Origin of the sequence: Kitasatospora sp. NPDC058444 (genome assembly GCF_042721415.1) — a bacterium.
Lineage (GTDB): Bacteria > Actinomycetota > Actinomycetes > Streptomycetales > Streptomycetaceae > Kitasatospora.
Genome location: NZ_JBHXLL010000003.1, coordinates 301,071 through 320,436, shown reverse-complemented (window position 1 = coordinate 320,436; position 19,366 = coordinate 301,071). Strand labels below are relative to the sequence as shown.

Here is a 19,366-nt window from a genome sequence, read left to right as displayed (position 1 = left end):
GTCAAGGGTGAACGCGCAGGGGTGCGCGCCGAAACCACGAGCGCGGACGGCACGGCGGGTCCGGTGAACAACCGTTCCGCAGTGCCCTCCTCGTTGCAACGTCGAATTCAGGAGGCACACCGATGCGCGGTGCGAGCCAGGCCAAGTGGGTTGTCGCAGCTGTTGCTGTCGCCCTCGCCGCGACTGCGTGCGGCAGCAGCGACTCCTCCGGGGGTAGCTCCGACAGCGCTGCGGTCGACCCGCAGGGCAAGTTCAGCTACCAGAGCGCGGAGCCGCAGCGCCCGCTCCAGCCGGCGAACGCCATGGAGAACCAGGGCGGCCGTATCGTCAAGCAGCTCTTCAAGGGCCTCGTCGACTACGACCCCGCGACCGGTGCCCTGCGCAACCAGGTGGCCGAGAAGATCGAGACCACCGACGCCAAGAACTACACCGTCACGCTGAAGTCCGGCTGGACCTTCCACGACGGCACCCCGGTCACCGCCAAGTCCTTCGTGAGCTCCTGGAACTGGTCGGCCAACCCGAAGAACAACCAGATCAACTCGGACTGGTTCTCGGACATCGTCGGCTACGACGCCGTCCACCCGGACAAGGACAAGGGCGACCCGACCGCCACCGAGATGTCCGGTCTGAAGGTCGTCGACGACACCCACTTCACGATCGAACTCTCCAGCCCCGTCTCGTACTTCACGTACAAGCTCGGCTACTCGGCCTTCTTCCCGCTGCCCGAGGGCTTCTTCGCCGACCCGGCCGGCTACGGCCAGAAGCCGGTCGGCAACGGCCCCTACAAGTTCGTCTCGTGGGAGCACAACAAGGCCATCACCCTGGCCGCCTACGACAAGTACACGGGCATCGACAAGCCGAAGAACGGCGGCGTCGTCTTCCGCAACTACACCGCCGGCGAGGCCGCGTACAAGGACCTGATGTCCGACACGCTGGACGTGCTGGACCAGGTCGACCCGACCGACCTGCCGAAGTACAAGGACGACCTGGGCAAGCGCGCGGTCGACCAGCCGCAGGGCGCCATCCAGAACATCTCCTTCGCGCTGTACCAGGCCGGCTGGGACGCCCCGGGCAAGGAGAAGGTCCGTCAGGGCCTCTCGATGGCGATCGACCGCGAGACCATCACCAAGACCGTGCTGAACGGCAACCGCATCCCCGCCGACTCGTTCGTGGCGCCCGGCGTCATGGGCTACAAGGCCGGCACCTGCGGCGACGCCTGCAAGTTCAACCCGGAGAAGGCCAAGCAGCTGATCACCGAGGGCGGCGGCGTCCCCGGCGGCAAGGTCCTCATCCAGTACAACTCCGACGGTGGCCACAAGGAGTGGGTGGACGCGGTCTGCAACTCGATCCGCCAGTCGACCGGCGTCGAGTGCCTCGGTGACCCGAAGCCGGACTTCAAGACCTCGCGTGACCTGGTCACCAACAAGCAGGTCCAGAGCATGATGCGTACCGGCTGGGTCCAGGACTACCCGCTGAACGCCAACTTCCTGCGCGACGTCTACGGCACCGGTGCCGCCGCCAACGACGGCAGCTACTCCAGCCCCGAGTTCGACAAGCTGTCGAAGGAGGCGGACGCCGCCACCACGGTCGAGAAGACCGCGGAGCTCTACCAGCAGGCCGAGACCGTGCTGGCCAAGGACATGCCGGCCATCCCGCTCTGGTACTACAAGACCAGCTCCGGCTACTCCAAGAACGTCCAGAACGTGAAGTTCAACTCCTTCGGCGACCCGGTCTACACCGACGTCGAGGTCAAGAAGAAGTAATCGGTCGGCACCGCCTGACCCGGTGACAACGGCCGGTGCCCGTCCATCCCCACAAGGGCGAGGACTGGCACCGGCCGTTGGCACGCCGACTTATCTCTTGCCGGGTTGACGGGCCCGGCAGAGCCATACATGGAGGCACGATGGGGCGCTTTGTCGCGAGGCGACTGCTCCAGATGATTCCGGTGTTCTTCGGAACGACCGCACTCATCTTTTTCATGGTGCACGCGCTGCCGGGTGACCCGGTGGCAGCGATGTGGGGCGACAAGGCACCGGACCCGGTGCAGGTCGCAGCCCTGAGGCACCAGATGGGCTTCGACAAGCCGATGGTCCAGCAGTACTTCGACTACATGGGGAAGCTGCTCACCGGCGACTTCGGGACCGGCCTGGACCAGCGCCCGGTCATCGACAAGATCACCGAGGCTCTGCCGGTCACCATCCGGCTCGCGCTGTTCGCGTTCGCCATCGAGATCGTGCTCGGCGTCGCCATCGGCCTGTTCGCCGGTCTGCGTCGTGGCAAGGCGTTCGACAAGGGCGCCCTGGTCATGACCCTGCTGCTGATCTCGATCCCGGTCCCGGTGCTCGGCTTCATCTTCCAGACGGTCTTCGGGCAGAACCTGAAGTGGGTCACCCCGACCGTCCAGGACAGCAACGACATCACCCAGCTGGTGCTGCCGGCCATCGTGCTCGGCTCGCTCTCGCTGGCCTACGTCGCGCGCCTCACCCGTACCTCCATAGCCGAGAACATCAAGGCGGACTACGTCCGCACCGCGGTGGCCAAGGGCCTGCCGCGGCGCAAGGTGATCGGCACCCACCTGCTCCGCAACTCGATGATCCCGGTCGTCACCTTCCTCGGTACCGACCTCGGTGCCCTGATGGGCGGCGCGATCGTCACCGAAGGCATCTTCAACGTCACGGGTGTCGGCAACGCGCTGTTCAAAGCGATCAACATGAAGGAGGGCTCGACGGTCTCCGGCTTCGTCGCCTTCCTGGTGCTCGTGTACCTGGCCGCCGGCCTGATCGTCGACCTGCTTTACGCGGTCCTGGACCCGAGGATCCGTTATGCCTGACCTGACCGAGAAGAAGACCACCGCGGAGATCCCGGAGCAGCGCACCGCCACCGCGGCCGCCAAGCCCGAGAAGCCCCGCAGCCTCGGCTCCGACGCCTGGCACGACCTGCGCCGCAAGCCGATCTTCGTGATCTCCGCGCTGCTGATCCTGCTGTTGGTCGTCATCGCGATCGCCCCCGGGCTGTTCACCTCGGTGGACCCGCGGGCCGGCGACCTGCGCAACCACTACCTGACGAAGCCGAACTACAGCCACCTCTTCCAGGCGGACTGGTTCGGCTACGACCTCCAGGGCCGCAGCATCTACGCCCGCGTCGTCTACGGCGCCCGCGCCTCGATCATCGTCGGCATCTGCGTCACCGTCGGCGTGACCGTCCTCGGCGGCATCGCCGGCATGGTGGCCGGCTACTTCGGCGGCTGGGTCGACACGATCATCTCCCGCATCACCGACATCTTCTTCGGCATCCCGCTGCTGCTCGGCTCGCTGGTGGTCCTGAACGCCTTCACCTCGCGCACCGTGTGGAGCGTGGTCTTCGCGCTGGTCGCCCTGGGCTGGACCCAGATGACCCGTGTCATGCGCGGCTCGGTGATCACGGTCAAGCAGGCCGACTTCGTGACGGCCGCCAAGGCGCTCGGCGCCGGCACCGGCCGGATCATGTTCAAGCACATCCTGCCGAACGCGATCGCCCCGGTGATCGTCGTCGCCACCATCGCGCTCGGCGGCTACATCGCCACCGAGGCGACGCTGAGCTTCCTCGGCATCGGTCTGCAGGACCCGACCATCTCCTGGGGCATCGACATCAACTCGGCCCAGAAGGTGATCCGTACGGCTCCGTTCGCCCTGTTCTTCCCCGCCGGAATGCTGAGCCTTACCGTGCTCGCGTTCATCATGCTCGGCGACGCGGTGCGCGACGCCCTCGACCCGAAGCTCCGCTGAGAGAAGAGGTGACGACCCGATGACCACCGTGATCGAGAACAACCAGAAGAACGAGCGGCTCGAAGTCGGAACCCCGCTCCTGGAGGTCAAGGACCTCCACGTGGAGTTCCACACCCGGGACGGCGTCGCCAAGGCCGTGAACGGCGTCAACTACTCCGTCGCGGCCGGCGAGACCCTCGCCGTGCTCGGCGAGTCCGGCTCCGGCAAGTCCGTGACGGCACAGACCATCATGGGCATCCTGGACATGCCCCCGGGCAAGGTGACCCAGGGCGAGATCCTGTACCGCGGCCAGGACATGCTCAAGATGAGCAACGAGGAGCGGCGGCGGATCCGCGGCCGGAAGATCGCGATGATCTTCCAGGACGCGCTGTCCGCCCTGAACCCGGTGCTCAGCGTCGGCTACCAGCTCGGCGAGATGTTCCGCGTGCACCAGGGCGCCTCCAAGAAGGAGGCGAAGGAGAAGGCCATCGAGCTGATGGACCGGGTGCGCATCCCCGCCGCCCGGCAGCGGGTGAACGACTACCCGCACCAGTTCTCCGGCGGCATGCGCCAGCGCATCATGATCGCCATGGCGCTGTCGCTCGAGCCCGACCTGATCATCGCGGACGAGCCCACCACCGCCCTGGACGTCACCGTCCAGGCCCAGGTGATGGACCTGCTGGCCGAGCTCCAGGCCGAGTACAACATGGGCCTGATCCTGATCACCCACGACCTCGGCGTGGTCGCCGACGTCGCGGACAAGATCGCCGTGATGTACGCGGGCCGGATCGTGGAGACCGCCCCGGTGCACGACCTGTACGCGAACCCCGCGCACCCGTACACCAAGGGCCTGCTCCGCTCCATCCCGCGCCTGGACCAGAAGGGCCAGGAGCTGTACGCGATCAAGGGCCTGCCCCCGAACCTGCTCAAGGTTCCGGCCGGCTGCGCGTTCAACCCCCGCTGCGACGTCGCCACCGACCTGTGCCGCACCGAGATCCCGGCGCTGCACCACGTGACGGACAAGGACGGCAAGGAGCTCACCGGCCGCCGCAGCGCGTGCCACCTCTGGAAGGAGACCCTCCATGGCTGAGAACATCCTGGAGGTCAAGGACCTGGTCAAGCACTACCCGCTGAGCCAGGGCATCCTCTTCAAGAAGCAGGTCGGCGCCGTCAAGGCGGTCGACGGCATCTCCTTCGAGCTGAAGAAGGGCGAGACGCTCGGGATCGTCGGCGAGTCCGGCTGTGGCAAGTCCACGCTGGCCAAGGTGCTGATGAACCTGGAGCGGGCCACCTCCGGCCAGGTGCTGTTCAAGGGCGAGGACATCTCCACGCTCCAGGGCGCGGCCCTCAAGGCCGTCCGCCGGAACATCCAGATGGTGTTCCAGGACCCGTACACCTCGCTCAACCCGCGCATGACGGTCGGCGACATCATCGGCGAGCCGTTCGAGATCCACCCCGAGGTGGCGCCCAAGGGCGACCGCCGCAAGGCCGTCCAGGACCTGCTGGACGTCGTGGGTCTGAACCCGGAGTACATCAACCGGTACCCGCACCAGTTCTCCGGCGGCCAGCGCCAGCGCATCGGCATCGCCCGCGGTCTCGCGCTCAAGCCCGAGATCATCATCTGCGACGAGCCGGTCTCCGCGCTGGACGTGTCCGTCCAGGCGCAGGTGATCAACCTGCTGGAGCAGCTGCAGGGCGAGTTCGGCCTCTCCTACATGTTCATCGCCCACGACCTCTCCATCGTCCGGCACATCTCCGACCGCGTCGGCGTGATGTACCTGGGCAAGATGGTCGAGATCGGCTCGGACGAGGAGATCTACGAGAACGCCACCCACCCGTACACCCAGGCGCTGCTCTCCGCGGTGCCGGTGCCGGACCCGGCGGCGCGCGAGTCCCGCGAGCGGATCATCCTGACCGGTGACATCCCCTCGCCGGCCAACCCGCCGTCCGGCTGCCGCTTCCGCACCCGCTGCTGGAAGGCGGAGGAGCGGTGCTCCGAGGAGATCCCGCTGCTCGCGGTCCCCTCGCTGCTGGAGGGCCCGGCCGCGCACGAGTCGGCCTGCCACTTCCCCGAGGTCCGGGAGCAGGCCGCGGCCTGATCCCCTGCTGGTTCCCGGAAGGGCCCGTGGCGTTCGCGCCGCGGGCCCTTCCGCCGTTCCGGCCGAGCGGGCACCGCGCGGATCCGGCACCGTGCCGGTCCGGTGCTGCGTCAACTCGGTGCCGCGTCAACCCGGCAGGGGGTCACCGCACCCGTCCGGGTGCACCTGACTCGCGCCGTCGCCGGGGCGCGCTTCTCATGGGGTGTGATGCGACACACACCCTGAGGAGGGACCTCCATGCCCGTAGCCGCCCGTGCTCGTTGGGTCCTCGCCGTTGCGACGTCCGTGGCCCTGGTGGCCACCGGGTGCAGCAGCAACGGCAGCGGAGGAAGCAGCGGCTCGTCGGACGCCAGCAAGACCTTCAGCTACCAGAGCAACGAGCCGCAGAACCCGTTGCAGCCCGCCAACGCGAACGAGACCGGCGGCGGTCGCATCATCCAGAACCTCTTCAAAGGGCTGGTCGACTACGACCCCAGCAACGCCAGCATCCGGATGCAGGTCGCCGAGAAGATCGACACCAGTGACTCGCAGACCTTCACCGTCACGCTGAAGGACGGCTGGAAGTTCCACGACGGCACCCCGGTGCACGCCCAGAACTTCGTCGACGCCTGGAACTGGGGCGCCAGCCCGGCCAACAACCAGATCAACAGCTCCTGGTTCTCCGACATCGAGGGCTACGAGGACGTCCACCCGGCCACCGGCCAGCCGACCGCGGACAAGATGTCCGGACTGACCGTCACCGACGACCTGCACTTCACCGTCAAGCTGAACCACAAGGTCTCGTACTTCGAGTACAAGCTCGGCTACATCGCCTTCTCGCCGCTGCCCGAGGGCTTCTTCAAGGATCCGGCCGGGTACGGGCAGAAGCCGGTGGGCAACGGCCCGTACCAGTTCGTCAGCTGGGCGCACAACAGCCAGGTGGTCACCAAGGCCTTCCCGGACTACCAGGGCGTGGACAAGCCGAAGAACGGCGGCGTCGTCTTCAAGATGTACACCACCTCCGAGGCCGCCTACGCCGACCTCCAGTCCAACAACCTCGACGTGATGGACCAGGTGCCGCCGTCCGCCCTGGCCACGTACAAGAGCGACCTCGGCGACCGCGCGGTGGACGCGCCGCAGGGCGCCATCCAGAACATCGGCTTCACGCTCTACCAGGCCGACTGGGCCGCCCCGGAGAAGGCCCAGGTGCGCCAGGGCCTGTCGATGGCGATCGACCGCGACACCATCACCAAGACGGTGCTGCAGGGTTCCCGCGCGCCGGCCAGCGCCTGGGTGGCGGAGGGCGTCCAGGGCTACAAGGCCGGCGCCTGCGGGCAGTTCTGCACCTTCGACCCCGCCAAGGCCAAGCAGCTGATCCAGCAGGGCGGCGGCGTCCCCGGCAACAAGGTGCTGATCACCTACAACGCGGACGGCGGCCACAAGGAGTGGGTCGACGCGGTCTGCAACTCGATCCGGCAGAACACCGGCGTCGACTGTCTCGGCGACCCGAAGCCCGACTTCAAGACCGCCCGCCAGGCCATCACCACCCACCAGCTCAACGGCGCCTTCCGGACCGGCTGGGTGCAGGACTACCCGCTGAACGCCAACTTCCTGGCCGACGTCTACCGCACCGGTGCCGCCTCCAACGACACCGGGTACAGCAGCCCGCAGTTCGACCAGGCGGCGACCCAGGCCGACGAGGCCCCCAGCGTCGCCGACACGGTGACCGGCTACCAGCAGGCCGAGACGGTGCTGGTGAGCGGCATGCCGGCCATCCCGCTCTGGTACTACCGCACCAACTCGGGCTACTCGACCAAGGTGCAGAACGTGAAGTTCGACTCCTTCGGCAACCCGGCCTGGACGCAGGTCGAGGTCAAGGGCTGATCCCCGGACCCTGATCCCCGCGCGCCGGCCCCGCCCTCCCCGCACGGAGGGCGGGGCGCGGTCTCCCACCCGACCGGCCCGGCCGGTCGGGCCCACAGGAAGGAGGCTCGGATGGGCAGTTACGTGCTGCGGCGGGTGCTGCAGATGATCCCGGTGTTCTTCGGCACCACGCTGCTGATCTTCGTGATGGTCTACACGCTGCCGGGCGACCCGGTGGTCGCGCTGTTCGGCGAGAAGGCCGCCGACCCGTCGGTGGTCGCGAGCATCAAGCACACGTACTACCTGGACCAGCCGCTGTGGAAGCAGTACCTGCACTACATGGGGAACCTCTTCCAGGGGGACTTCGGGACCAGCTTCACCGGCCGCCCGGTCTCCGACATCATGGCGGACGCCTTCCCGGTCACCATCCGGCTGGCGCTGATGGCCTTCGTCTTCGAGATGGTCGTGGGCCTCGCCTTCGGCGTGCTCTCCGGACTGAAGCGCGGCAGCATCGCGGACACCCTGGTACTGGTCCTGACCCTGGTGGTGATCTCGATCCCGGTCTTCGTGCTGGCGTACATCGCGCAGACCGTGTTCGCCACCAACCTCGGCTGGGTCACGCCGACGGTGCAGGACAGCTACGACCTCTCCCAGCTGATCCTGCCGGCGATCGTCCTGGGCTCGCTCTCGCTCGCGTACGTCGCCCGGCTCACCCGGACGTCCATCGGCGAGAACCTGCGGGCCGACTACATCCGGACCGCGACCGCCAAGGGCCTGCCCCGGCGCACCATCATCCCCCGCCACCTGCTGCGCAACTCGCTCATCCCGGTGGTCACCTTCCTCGGCACCGACCTCGGCGCCCTGATGGGAGGGGCGATCGTCACCGAGGGCATCTTCAACGTCCAGGGCATCGGCAACGTCCTGTACCGGGCGATCAACCAGAAGGAAGGCCCGACCGTGGTCGGCATCGTGACCGTCCTGGTGATCATCTACCTGGTCGCCAGCCTGCTCGTCGACCTGCTCTACGCGGTCCTGGACCCGAGGATCCGCTATGCCTGACATCCACGACGAGGACTCGTTCGAACCCCACCCCAAGCCGGGCGTCGCCCGTCTCGACTACGCGGGGGAACAGGGCATGGCGGTGGAGCAGGAGACCCTGGTCGAACCCGACGTGCAGAAGCGGGAGGAGGCCCGCAGCCTCTGGGGCGACGCCTGGCGGGACCTGCGCCGGCGGCCGATCTTCCTGATCTCGGTCGTGCTGATCGTGCTGCTGGTGCTCGTCGCGATCTTCCCCTGGGCCTTCACCGACGCCAACCCGCGCAAGGCCGACCTGGTGCACGACTACCTCAGGCGGCCGGACTGGACGGACTTCTTCGGCGCCGGCTGGTTCGGCTACGACGCGCAGGGCCGCTCCATCTACGCCCGGGTCATCTACGGCGCCCGGGCCTCGATCACCGTCGGCATCTTCGTGACCGCCGCGGTCACCCTGCTCGGCGGGCTGACCGGGATGGTGGCCGGATACTACGGAGGGGCCGTCGACGCGGTGATCTCCCGGATCGTCGACATCTTCTTCGGCATCCCGCTGCTGCTCGGCGCCCTGGTGCTGCTGAACGCGTTCACCGTCCGCACGGTGTGGACCGTGGTGGTCGCGCTGGCCGTCCTCGGCTGGACCCAGATCGCCCGCGTCATGCGCGGCGCGGTGCTGACCGTCAAACAGTCCGACTTCGTGGTGGCGGGCCGGGCCCTGGGGGCCGGGACCGGACGGCTGATGTTCCGGCACATCCTGCCGAACGCCCTCGCGCCGGTGATCGTGGTGGCGACCATCGCGCTCGGCGGCTACATCGCGACCGAGGCGACGCTGAGCTTCCTCGGCATCGGCCTCCAGGAGCCGACCATCTCCTGGGGCATCGACATCTCCTCGGCCCAGAAGGTGATCCGGACCGCGCCGTACGTGATGTTCTTCCCGGCCGCCGCCCTGTCCATCACCGTGCTGGCCTTCATCATGATGGGCGACGCGGTCCGCGACGCCCTCGATCCGAAGCTTCGCTGAGCGAGGGAGCGCATCGTGAGTACAGCGGTGACAGCCACCGGGCGCGAGCAGGAGGCGCCCTACCAGGGGCCGCTGCTCGACGTCCGGGACCTGCACGTCGAGTTCGTCACCCGGGACGGCGTCGCCCGGGCCGTGAACGGCGTCAACTACTCCGTCGCGGCGGGGGAGACGCTGGCGGTGCTGGGGGAGTCCGGTTCGGGCAAGTCGGTGACGGCGCAGGCGATCATGGGCATCCTGGACATGCCGCCGGCCCGGATCCCGCGCGGCGAGATCCTGTACCGGGGCCGGGACATGCTCAGGTTGAGCAAGGAGGAGCGGCGGAAGATCCGCGGCCGGAAGATCGCGATGATCTTCCAGGACGCGCTGTCCGCGCTGAACCCGGTGCTCAGCGTCGGCTACCAGCTGGGCGAGATGTTCCGGGCGCACCGGGGGGTCTCCCGGAAGGAGGCCCGGGAGAAGGCCATCGAGCTGATGGAGCGGGTGCGCATCCCGGCCGCCCGGCAGCGGGTGAACGACTACCCGCACCAGTTCTCCGGCGGCATGCGCCAGCGGATCATGATCGCGATGGCGCTGGCCCTGGAGCCGGACCTGATCATCGCGGACGAGCCCACCACCGCCCTGGACGTGACGGTGCAGGCCCAGGTGATGGACCTGCTGGCCGAGCTCCAGGCCGAGTACAACATGGGCCTGATCCTGATCACCCACGACCTCGGCGTGGTCGCCGACGTCGCGGACAAGATCGCCGTGATGTACGCGGGCCGGATCGTCGAGACCGCCCCCGTGCACGAGCTGTACGCCCGGCCCGCGCACCCGTACACCAGGGGACTGCTGGACTCCATCCCCCGCCTCGACCAGAAGGGCCAGGAGCTCTACGCGATCAAGGGCCTGCCGCCCAACCTCCTGCGCATCCCCGAGGGCTGCGCCTTCAACCCGCGCTGCCCGCGCGCCCAGGACGTCTGCCGGAGCGAGGTGCCGGAGCTGTTCCCGGTCACCGAGGAGGACGGGACGCCGCTGGAAGGCCGCGGCAGCGCCTGCTTCTTCTGGAAGGAGACCCTCCATGACCGTTGACGGGGCCAGTGCGCTGGGCGCGGTGATGCCGGAGGAGGTCGCCTTCGAACAGGAGGTGCCGCGCGGCGAACCGATCCTCGAAGTCCGGGAGCTGGTCAAGCACTTCCCGCTCACCAAGGGCGTCCTGTTCAAGAAGCAGGTCGGCGCGGTGAAGGCGGTCGACGGGGTCAGCTTCGACCTGATGCAGGGTGAGACGCTCGGGATCGTCGGCGAGTCCGGCTGCGGGAAGTCCACGCTGGCCAAGGTGCTGATGAACCTGGAGCCGGCCACCTCGGGATCGGTCCGGTACAAGGGGGAGGAGATCTCCCGGCTCTCCGGGGCGGGGCTGAAGGCCGTCCGCCGGAACATCCAGATGGTGTTCCAGGACCCGTACACCTCGCTCAACCCGCGCATGACGGTCGGCGACATCATCGGCGAGCCGTTCGAGATCCACCCCGAGGTGGCGCCCAGGGGGGACCGGCGCAAGGCGGTCCGGGACCTGCTGGACGTGGTCGGGCTCAACCCGGAGTACATCAACCGGTACCCGCACCAGTTCTCCGGCGGCCAGCGCCAGCGCATCGGCATCGCCCGCGGTCTCGCGCTCAAGCCCGAGATCATCATCTGCGACGAGCCGGTCTCCGCGCTGGACGTGTCCGTCCAGGCGCAGGTGATCAACCTGCTGGAGCAGCTGCAGGGCGAGTTCAACCTGTCGTACATGTTCATCGCGCACGACCTCTCCATCGTCCGGCACATCTCCGACCGGGTCGGGGTGATGTACCTGGGGAAGCTGGTCGAGATCGGCAGCGACGCGGAGATCTACGACCACGCCACGCACCCGTACACCCAGGCGCTGCTCTCCGCGGTGCCGGTGCCGGACCCGAGGGCGCGGGAGACCCGGGACCGGATCGTGCTCACCGGCGACGTGCCCTCGCCGGCCAACCCGCCGTCCGGCTGCCGCTTCCGCACCCGCTGCTGGAAGGCGCAGCACCGGTGCGAGGTCGAGGAGCCGCTGCTGGCCCCGCCGTCCTGGCTGGGCGGGGCGGCGCGGCACGACTCGGCGTGCCACTTCGCGGCGGAGCGCGAGATCGAGCAGAGCGCGGCGGAGCGCGAGATCGAGCAGAGCGCGGCGGAGCGCGAGAACGGGCCGGGCGCGCCGGAGCGCGAGAACGAGCAGGACTCCGGCTGAGGCGGGTCCGGCACCAGGGCGCGTCCCCGCAGGTGGGGGCGCGCCCTGTGCCGTGACGGAAAAGAGATCTGCCGCGGGCTCGCCAAGTGCCCTCCGCTCCTTGATAGTTGCTCTGCGCCCTGCGGTGGGTGCCGCGGCGCCGAGGAGGGCTGCTCTGATGGACGCGGTGGAGGTGATCGGCGGCGGCCGGGGGAACGTGGAGCCCGGGACGCCGCTGCTGGAGGTCGACGACCTGCACGTGGAGTTCCACACCCGGGACGGTGTCGCCCGGGCCGTCAACGGGGTGAGCTACTCCGTCGCGGCGGGGGAGACGCTGGCGGTGCTGGGGGAGTCCGGTTCGGGCAAGTCGGTGACGGCGCAGGCGATCATGGGCATCCTGGACATGCAGCCGGGGCGGATCACCTCGGGGCGGATCCTGTTCCGCGGCGAGGACCTGCTGACGATGAGGGCCGACGCGCGGCGCTCCATCCGGGGCGGGCACATCGCGATGATCTTCCAGGACGCGCTGTCCGCGCTGAACCCGGTGCTCAGCGTGGGCTACCAGCTGGGGGAGATGTTCCGGGCGCACCGGGGGGTCTCCCGCAAGGAGGCCCGGGAGAAGGCCATCGAGCTGATGGAGCGGGTGCGCATCCCGGCCGCCCGGCAGCGGGTGAACGACTACCCGCACCAGTTCTCCGGCGGCATGCGCCAGCGGATCATGATCGCGATGGCGCTGGCCCTGGAGCCGGACCTGATCATCGCGGACGAGCCCACCACCGCTCTGGACGTGACGGTGCAGGCCCAGGTGATGGACCTGCTGGCCGACTTGCAGGCCGAGTACAACATGGGCCTGATCCTGATCACCCACGACCTCGGCGTGGTCGCCGACGTCGCGGACAAGATCGCCGTGATGTACGCGGGCCGGATCGTCGAGACCGCCCCCGTGCACGAGCTGTACGCCCGGCCCGCGCACCCGTACACCAGGGGACTGCTGGACTCCATCCCCCGCCTCGACCAGAAGGGCCGGAACCTGCACGCCATCAGGGGCCTGCCGCCGAGCCTGCTGAGCCTTCCGCAGGGCTGCGCCTTCAGCCCCCGCTGCGACCGCGCGCAGGACCGCTGCCGTACCGAACTCCCGCCGCTGGCACCGGTGACCAGCGAGTACGGGACGGAGCTGGCGGGCCGCCGCAGTGCCTGCCACTACTGGCGCGAGACGCTGCACGGCTGAGGCTGAGGCTGAGGCTGAGGCCGGGCCCGGCCCCGGTCGCAGCCTCGGCGGGCGGCTACTTCACGAAGCCGACGTTCTCCCAGACGATGTCGGACAGGCCCTGCGCGCCGATGTTGGCGAGTTCGGCGCGGGCCCCGTACAGCTGCGGGCGCTGGTAGAGCGGCAGGACGCCGGCCACCTTCCAGAGCTCGCCGTCGGCCTGGTTGATCGCCTCGGAGGCGGTGGCGGCGTCGGCCGCGGCGGCCGCCCGGTCGAGCGCGGCGTCCACCGCGGGGCTGCCCGCGCCGACGTGGTTGGTGCCGCCGCTCTGGACGAAGTTGGCGCGGTTGCCGCTGGCCGGGAAGGGGGTGCCGATCAGCGAGTAGGCGGCGATGTCGAAGTCGTTGCGGTTGACGTACTTGTCGAAGAACTCGTTGGCGGGGGCGGTCACGGTGGTGACCTTGATGCCGACGTCCTTGAGCATCCTGGTGGTGTTGGCGGCCTCGGCCTGGGCCGGGGTGACGCCGGCCGGGACGACCATCCGCAGGTTCAGCTCGCGGCCGTCCTTCTTCCGGACGTCGCCGTCCGGCTTCCAGCCGGCCGCGTCCAGCTTGCGGGCGGCCTCGGCGGGGTCGTAGCGGGCCAGGCCCAGGGAGTTGTCGCGGTAGCCGTTCTGGTTGGTGACCAGCAGGTGGTTGTTGAGCGGGACGGCCGGCCAGTCCAGGCCGCTGAGGTCGGAGCGGATCACCACGTCCCGGTTGATCGCCTGGAAGACGGCCTGGCGCACGGTCGCGTCGGCGAGCGCGGGGGTGCGGGCGTTCAGGGTGAGCTGGCGGAAGTCGGGCCCGCCGGCCCGGCGCACCACGGCGCCCTTGGTGTTCTTGACGACCTGGTAACCGGCCACGTCCGGGCCGATGTTGACGAGGTCGAGCTGCCCCTTGGCGAAGGCCGCGGGCATCGCGTCGGGCAGCATCGCGTGGAAGACGATCCGGTCCAGCATCGGCTTGTCGCCCCACCAGGAGGGGTCGGCGACGAGCGTGACGGTCTGGGCGGCGCGGTCCAGCTGCTCGACCTTGAACGGGCCGGCGGTGACCGGGAAGCCGTCCAGGTAGGAGGAGTTGAACAGCTCGGGGGTGGAGATCCTGCCGGCGGGCAGCAGCGGGGCGTTGCCGGCGCTGTTGAACATCGACTGCCACTCGGAGAACGGGTGGTCGAAGGTCATCACGGCCTGGAAGTCGTCCTTGCCGCGCTCCACCGCGGAGACCAGCTCGAAGCCGGTGCTGCTGGAGGACTTGTAGGCCGGGTCCTTCCCGTTCAGGGCACGCCAGTTGGCCTCGATGTCGCGCCAGGTGATCGGGGTGCCGTCGGACCAGTGGGCCTTCGGGTTGAGCGTCCAGGTGACCACCTGCCGGCCGTCCCTGAGTTCGGCGTGCGCCTCCTGGAGGTAGGCCGGGTTGGGGGTCTGGGTGCCGGCCGCGTCCGAGCGGAAGAAGGTCGGCAGCAGCGACTTGCTGACCATGACGGTCGAGGACTCGCTGCCGTCGGTGTGGATCGGCGACCACTGGCGGGAGAACTGGGCGATCGCCAGGTTCACGGTGCCGCCCTGGCGCAGCTGGGCCCGGTCGCGCGGGTTGATGTCGACGGAGGTGAGCTTGGGCGTCGCGAGGGCGGACGGCGCGGCGTCGGCGCCGCCCTGGCCGGCGGTGCAGGAGCAGAGCGCCAGCGAGAGGGTGAGGGCGGTGAGACCGGCGAGCAGGGCCGTCCCGTGGTGCTGGAGGCGGCGGCGCATCGGCGGGCTCCCGGGGTGGATGTGGCGGGTGGTGTGGCGTCACATCTTGCTGACCGGGACGGGTGTTGTCGAGGGGCGGGCCCGGATGGGCCCGCCCCTCGTGCGGCGCGGGTTCGGCGGAGGCGAACGCGCCGGACGCCGGCGGCCTCAGACCGCGAACTTGAAGGTGCGGTCCTTGTCGCCGGTCTTGTCGAACACCGAGGTGATGCCGTCCGCGACGTCCTGCGGGGTGATCGCGGCGACCTGGCCGTTCTTCTTGACCTTCACCTTGTCGAACACGGTGCCCAGCTGGGCGGCGAGCGCGTCGACGTCCCACTTGGGCACGATCTTGCCGGAGGCGTCCGGAACCAGGGTGAGCACCTTGGCGGCCGTCTTCGGGCCGAAGTCCCAGGACTTGGTACCGGCGACGACGTGCACCTTGCCGGAGGCCACCTGCTTGCCGAGGGTGTCGGCGGCGCCCTGGAGGGCCTGGGTGGAGATCTTCGGCTGGGCGGCCGTGACGGCCAGGGCGATCGGCTGCTCCGGCTTGCCGTCGGCGCGGTCGCGGTAGGCCTGCGCGATCACGTCCAGGGCGCTCGCCGAGTCCACCGCCTGGCCGGCCCGGCCGGGGACGACGATCGGCTCGCCGTTGTCGCCGAACTTGACGTAGCCCTCCTGGAGGCCCTGGCCGGAGCCGGCCGCGAGGGTGTCGAGAGCGGCCTTGAGCTTGGCCTTGTCGACCTTGACCTCGGGGGCGACGGTCTTGGTGCCGCCCTTGAGCGACTTGAAGACGTCCATCGGGTTGTAGCTGTGCTGGGCCAGGCCGTCCACGGTGGCGGTGGTGTCGAAGCTCAGGCCGGCGACCGCCGGGTCGAGGTCCACGGCCTGGTCGCCGATCTTCAGCTTGAGCGGCTGCTGGCCGGCCTTGCCGACCGACTCGTCCAGCTGGTGGATCGCCTGGTCGCGGCTGCTGCCGCCGATCTCGGTGCCGAGCACCACGGTGCCCTTGGGGACGTCGGACTGGTTGAGCATCAGGCCGGTGCCGTACGCGGCGGCGCCGAGGAACAGCACCGCGCCGATGCCGTAGACGCCCAGCTTGACCAGCTTCTTGCCGGCCCCGCCGCGCTTGGCCTTGGCGGGGGCGGCCGGCTCGGTCTTCGTCTCGGCGGGGGCCGGGGACGGCGCCGGGGCGGGGGCGGGCTTGGCGGCGGCCTTGCCGCCCTTCTCGCCCTTGGCACCCTTGCCGCCCTTGGGGCTTTTGGTGGTCTCGGCGCCGTCGGGCCGGGGGCCGGGGGCCGGGGCCGGCAGCGGGGTGACGGCGGTGGCCTCCGGGTCGCCGCCGGGCAGCGGGGCGGTGCCGGGCGCGCCCGGGAAGAGGGCGCCGGGGCCCGCCGGAGCGGCGGGGACGTCCTGGCCGTGGCCGGGAGCGGCCGGGCGCTGGGCGGCGAACGGGTCGGTGCCGGTCGGGGCCGAGGCGAACAGGCCCGGCTGCGGACGGCCGTCGGCGCCGTGCGGAGCGCCGTTCCGGGGCAGGCCGGGTATCGCGGCGGGCGGCGGGGTGGTGTCGCGGATCGGCGCGAAGCCGTCGACGGAGGTGTCCTCCGGGTTCGGCTCGGCGACCGGGACGGCCTGCGGGTGCGGTGCGGGCACCGGGTGGCCGTTCGGCTGGAAGCCGTTCTGCGGGCCGGGCTGCTGCGGCCCGCCCGGCCGGTTCCCGCGCTGCCGGCCGTTCTGCTGCTGCCCGTCCTGCTGTCCGCCGTTGCGCTGTCCGCCGTTGCGCTGCCCGCCGTTGCGCCGGGGCAGGCCCTGGGCGCCGGCGTCGGGCACGGAGGTGCCGAACGGGTCGGTGACCGGCGCGAACGGGTCCGCGGCCTCGTACACGCCGGGCTCCTCCACCGGGGCCTCGACGTGCGGCGGCGCGGCGGCCGGGTTCGGCTGCTTGCCCTGGGCGGGCACCGGACGGCCGTTCGGGGCGGCGCCGTCGGCACGGGCGCCCCGGCCCGCGGCCGGACGGGCACCCTGCGGGCGCGGCTCGGCGGCGGTGACGGGTGCGGCCGAGGCCTCCGTCGCGCCCACGGCGCCGACCGGCACGGCGGCCGGCACGGGCTCGGCGGTCGCGGCCTTCTTCTGGCGCGGACGGAACCAGGCGCCGGTGGACTCCGACTCCGAGGTCGCCGGCGGGATCGGCGGGATCTGCCACTCCGGCGGGAGGTGCGGCGGGGCGGCCTGGCGGCCGCCGTCGTCCATCACGCCGAGGACGGGCGAGGCCGGCGCGGAGCGGTGCCGCGGGGCGCCCGGGTCGGCGGCGGCGGCCGGGGCGTCATCGCCCGGGCCGTCCTCGTTCTTGACGGTGCTGCGGACGACGACCGGCGGGATCGGACGCGAGCCGGGGATGTTGATCCGGACCCGGGTGGTCAGGGTGGTCTCGGTCTTCGGACCGTCGTCCTCGCCGCCCGACGCGGTGCCCGGTCCGGCGTCGGCCCGGTCGCCGCCGGGGCCCGGCGTGCCGTAGGGCGGAGTGCCCGACGGGTAGGCGTCCGGACCCGTGCGCCGCGGCGTCGGGTGGGCGTTGTCAGATTCGCGGCTGCTCAATGCTGCTCTGCTCCGGGTTCGCGGGCGGGCCGTGCGGCGCGACCGCGGTTCGTGGTCGCCGGGCCTTGACTGGGGCGGGCGGCGGTCGGGTACGGCGTTCTGCGGGACCACCATACTGGGAAGAACTGAGCGGCGAACGGCTTCGGACAGATCCTGATACGTCCGGTTCCTCCGGTATGAGAGTAAGGCCGTACGCTCCTGACTGCTCGTCGTACGCGGTACCGTACGCCGTGCGCGACCCCGGTCAGCGCGGAGGGCCGGGCACCCCGGGGAACCAGCCGGTACGGGTGGGCAGGGTGGCGCAGATCACGCCCAGCACCGAGCCGCCGAACAGCCACGCCAGCGAGGTGGCGTTGGACCACAGCACGTTGTCGCCCTCGGGCCGGGGCACGATCAGCAGCAGCATCGCCAGGAACCAGCCGGCCGCGGGTACGCCCGCGCCGAGCCGGGTGCCGGTGACCCGCAGGCCGCCGTAGAAGGTGGCGGCGGTCGCGGCGAGCGCCAGCAGGACCCCCACCGGCGGCCACAGGGCCTGCACAAAGGATCCGCAGACCGACACCGCGGCACCCAGCAGGAAGAACAGGACATAGGTCGCGATCCGGGCGGCGCGCGGGGGCTGGGACTCCGCCAGCCGCTCCTCGCGGGTGCCGAGGACGGCGGCGGCGAGGGTGCGGCGCGGCGGCGCGGCGACGGGCTTGCTCATCGGGTGCCCTCCTCGGCGTGGGCGGCGTCGAGCGGAAGGCCGGCGAACAGGTCGTCCTCCGGCTCGCCAGGCCCGGCCTGGCCGTGCGCCAACTGGTAGTACTCGGTGGTGAACAGCGGCTGGGCGAGGTCGTTGGACAGCGCGAAGAAGGCGCCGTCCACGGTGATCTGGGTGGCGTGGGCGGCCATCGCGTCGGCCTTGCGCCCCGCGTGCGCGGCGCCGTCCAGCACGGTGGTGACCACCCCGTCGTCGACCACGCCGGGGACGTCGGAGGGCTGCGCGACACCCGGGAAGGACGCCTTGGCGGCGGCCTCGGCGAGCCCGGCCTCGATCACCGAGCGGGGCATCCGGTTCCAGTACACCTTGGCGATCCGCCAGGCCGCGCCCAGCTCCGGCCGGTGCGCCGGGTCGGCGGCCAGCTCGTACGCCCGGGTCGCGACCCGGTGCGCCTGGATGTGGTCCGGGTGTCCGTAGCCGCCGTCCGGGTCGTACGTGACCAGGACCTGCGGGCGCACCTCGCGGATCACCGCGACCAGATGACCGGCCGCCTCCTCGACGTCCGCCCGCCAGAAGCAGCCGGGCACGTCGTTCTCGGGCACGCCCATCATCCCGGAGTCGCGGTAGCGCCCCGGGCCGCCGAGGAAGCGGAAGTCGCTCACGCCGAGGGCGCGCATCGCCTCGGTCAGCTCGCCGACCCGGTACGCGCCGAGGGTGTCGTCCCGATCGGCCGTCAGGTGGGCCAGCTCCGGGGGGATCACCTCGCCGCCCTCGCCGAGGGTGCAGGTCACCAGCGTGACCCGGGCGCCCTCGGCGGCGTACCGGGCCATGGTGGCGCCGTTGCCGATCGACTCGTCGTCGGGGTGCGCGTGCACCAGGAGGAGGCGGCGGCCGGTAGTCGCGGTCATGGGAGGAAGCCTAACCACCGGCCGGATGGCGTCAGAGCCTCAGGCCGTTGATCATTCCGGCGAGGTTGCTGGTGACCTGGCTGATCGACGGGGCGATCGAGCTGGACGCCAGGTAGAAGCCCAGCAGCGCGCAGACGATCGCGTGGGCCAGCTTCAGGCCGGACCGGCGGATCAGGATCACCACGATGACCAGCATCAGCACGGCGGCGGAGATGTTCATGGCCATGTCGGCTCACACCCCTTCT

The 19,366-nt window shown here is 70.4% G+C and carries 16 protein-coding genes; 11 read left to right on the top strand and 5 right to left on the bottom strand.

The features are described from left to right. Positions 1-122 precede the first annotated feature (122 nt). The 11 genes from ACFWP2_RS05960 (at position 123) to ACFWP2_RS05910 (ending at position 13,174) form a co-directional block, all read left to right on the top strand. Positions 123-1,763 carry an ABC transporter substrate-binding protein gene (locus ACFWP2_RS05960; protein ID WP_380448728.1) on the top strand — a complete coding sequence of 547 codons (1,641 nt, stop codon included), beginning with the start codon at positions 123-125 and terminating at the stop codon, positions 1,761-1,763. 140 nt (positions 1,764-1,903) lie between these two features. After that, positions 1,904-2,830: an ABC transporter permease gene (locus ACFWP2_RS05955; RefSeq protein ID WP_380448726.1), complete on the top strand. Its 927-nt coding sequence runs from the start codon at positions 1,904-1,906 to the stop codon at positions 2,828-2,830. After that, on the top strand, positions 2,823-3,764 hold the full coding sequence (locus ACFWP2_RS05950; RefSeq protein ID WP_380448724.1) for an ABC transporter permease: 942 nt from the start codon (positions 2,823-2,825) through the stop codon (positions 3,762-3,764). The genes ACFWP2_RS05955 and ACFWP2_RS05950 overlap by 8 nt, the downstream gene beginning before the upstream one ends. 19 nt (positions 3,765-3,783) lie before the next feature. After that, positions 3,784-4,833 (top strand): ABC transporter ATP-binding protein, encoded by a 1,050-nt coding sequence (locus ACFWP2_RS05945; RefSeq protein ID WP_380448721.1) that lies wholly within the window; start codon positions 3,784-3,786, stop codon positions 4,831-4,833. Beyond that, entirely contained in the window at positions 4,826-5,842 is a 1,017-nt protein-coding gene (locus ACFWP2_RS05940; RefSeq protein WP_380448718.1) for an ABC transporter ATP-binding protein, read from the top strand. Before ACFWP2_RS05945 ends, ACFWP2_RS05940 begins: the two co-directional genes overlap by 8 nt. A 237-nt stretch (positions 5,843-6,079) precedes the next feature. Continuing rightward, on the top strand, positions 6,080-7,705 hold the full coding sequence (locus ACFWP2_RS05935) for an ABC transporter substrate-binding protein (protein ID WP_380448716.1): 1,626 nt from the start codon (positions 6,080-6,082) through the stop codon (positions 7,703-7,705). A 111-nt stretch (positions 7,706-7,816) separates the two neighbouring features. Next, entirely contained in the window at positions 7,817-8,743 is a 927-nt protein-coding gene (locus ACFWP2_RS05930) for an ABC transporter permease (RefSeq protein ID WP_360354337.1), read from the top strand. Between the two features lie 76 nt (positions 8,744-8,819). Further along, positions 8,820-9,734, top strand: a complete 915-nt coding sequence (locus ACFWP2_RS05925) for an ABC transporter permease (RefSeq protein ID WP_380448954.1) — start codon at positions 8,820-8,822, stop codon at positions 9,732-9,734. Between the two features lie 15 nt (positions 9,735-9,749). After that, entirely contained in the window at positions 9,750-10,802 is a 1,053-nt protein-coding gene (locus tag ACFWP2_RS05920; RefSeq protein ID WP_380448712.1) for an ABC transporter ATP-binding protein, read from the top strand. A 25-nt stretch (positions 10,803-10,827) separates the two neighbouring features. Next, entirely contained in the window at positions 10,828-11,967 is a 1,140-nt protein-coding gene (locus ACFWP2_RS05915) for an ABC transporter ATP-binding protein (RefSeq protein WP_380448952.1), read from the top strand. A 157-nt stretch (positions 11,968-12,124) separates the two neighbouring features. Continuing rightward, complete coding sequence (locus ACFWP2_RS05910) at positions 12,125-13,174, top strand: ABC transporter ATP-binding protein (RefSeq protein WP_380448710.1); 1,050 nt, start codon at positions 12,125-12,127, stop codon at positions 13,172-13,174. A gap of 55 nt (positions 13,175-13,229) precedes the next feature. Here the strand turns inward: ACFWP2_RS05910 and ACFWP2_RS05905 are convergent, their stop codons facing one another. From ACFWP2_RS05905 to ACFWP2_RS05885, 5 genes are all read right to left on the bottom strand, one after another. Continuing rightward, positions 13,230-14,942 carry an ABC transporter family substrate-binding protein gene (locus ACFWP2_RS05905; RefSeq protein WP_380448708.1) on the bottom strand — a complete coding sequence of 571 codons (1,713 nt, stop codon included), beginning with the start codon at positions 14,940-14,942 and terminating at the stop codon, positions 13,230-13,232. Between the two features lie 147 nt (positions 14,943-15,089). Beyond that, on the bottom strand, positions 15,090-17,513 hold the full coding sequence (locus ACFWP2_RS05900) for a peptidoglycan binding domain-containing protein (protein WP_380448706.1): 2,424 nt from the start codon (positions 17,511-17,513) through the stop codon (positions 15,090-15,092). 244 nt (positions 17,514-17,757) lie between these two features. Further along, entirely contained in the window at positions 17,758-18,216 is a 459-nt protein-coding gene (locus ACFWP2_RS05895; RefSeq protein WP_380448704.1) for a DUF6113 family protein, read from the bottom strand. After that, on the bottom strand, positions 18,213-19,121 hold the full coding sequence (mshB, locus tag ACFWP2_RS05890; protein WP_380448701.1) for an N-acetyl-1-D-myo-inositol-2-amino-2-deoxy-alpha-D-glucopyranoside deacetylase: 909 nt from the start codon (positions 19,119-19,121) through the stop codon (positions 18,213-18,215). Before mshB ends, ACFWP2_RS05895 begins: the two co-directional genes overlap by 4 nt. Positions 19,122-19,152: 31 nt before the next feature. Continuing rightward, a complete protein-coding gene (locus tag ACFWP2_RS05885) occupies positions 19,153-19,347 on the bottom strand; it encodes a DUF2304 family protein (protein ID WP_049658010.1) in 195 nt (64 codons plus the stop codon). Positions 19,348-19,366 lie beyond the last annotated feature (19 nt).

Bases quoted from the DNA above. Each gene is read 5' to 3' on its own strand.
- ACFWP2_RS05930 (WP_360354337.1), top strand. From the start codon at position 7,817: ATGGGCAGTTACGTGCTGCGGCGGGTGCTGCAGATGATCCCGGTGTTC.
- ACFWP2_RS05905 (WP_380448708.1), bottom strand. From the start codon at position 14,942: ATGCGCCGCCGCCTCCAGCACCACGGGACGGCCCTGCTCGCCGGTCTC.
- ACFWP2_RS05935 (WP_380448716.1), top strand. From the start codon at position 6,080: ATGCCCGTAGCCGCCCGTGCTCGTTGGGTCCTCGCCGTTGCGACGTCC.
- mshB (WP_380448701.1), bottom strand. From the start codon at position 19,121: ATGACCGCGACTACCGGCCGCCGCCTCCTCCTGGTGCACGCGCACCCC.
- ACFWP2_RS05885 (WP_049658010.1), bottom strand. From the start codon at position 19,347: ATGGCCATGAACATCTCCGCCGCCGTGCTGATGCTGGTCATCGTGGTG.
- ACFWP2_RS05910 (WP_380448710.1), top strand. From the start codon at position 12,125: ATGGACGCGGTGGAGGTGATCGGCGGCGGCCGGGGGAACGTGGAGCCC.
- ACFWP2_RS05940 (WP_380448718.1), top strand. From the start codon at position 4,826: ATGGCTGAGAACATCCTGGAGGTCAAGGACCTGGTCAAGCACTACCCG.
- ACFWP2_RS05915 (WP_380448952.1), top strand. From the start codon at position 10,828: ATGCCGGAGGAGGTCGCCTTCGAACAGGAGGTGCCGCGCGGCGAACCG.
- ACFWP2_RS05925 (WP_380448954.1), top strand. From the start codon at position 8,820: ATGGCGGTGGAGCAGGAGACCCTGGTCGAACCCGACGTGCAGAAGCGG.
- ACFWP2_RS05950 (WP_380448724.1), top strand. From the start codon at position 2,823: ATGCCTGACCTGACCGAGAAGAAGACCACCGCGGAGATCCCGGAGCAG.
- ACFWP2_RS05945 (WP_380448721.1), top strand. From the start codon at position 3,784: ATGACCACCGTGATCGAGAACAACCAGAAGAACGAGCGGCTCGAAGTC.
- ACFWP2_RS05955 (WP_380448726.1), top strand. From the start codon at position 1,904: ATGGGGCGCTTTGTCGCGAGGCGACTGCTCCAGATGATTCCGGTGTTC.
- ACFWP2_RS05895 (WP_380448704.1), bottom strand. From the start codon at position 18,216: ATGAGCAAGCCCGTCGCCGCGCCGCCGCGCCGCACCCTCGCCGCCGCC.
- ACFWP2_RS05960 (WP_380448728.1), top strand. From the start codon at position 123: ATGCGCGGTGCGAGCCAGGCCAAGTGGGTTGTCGCAGCTGTTGCTGTC.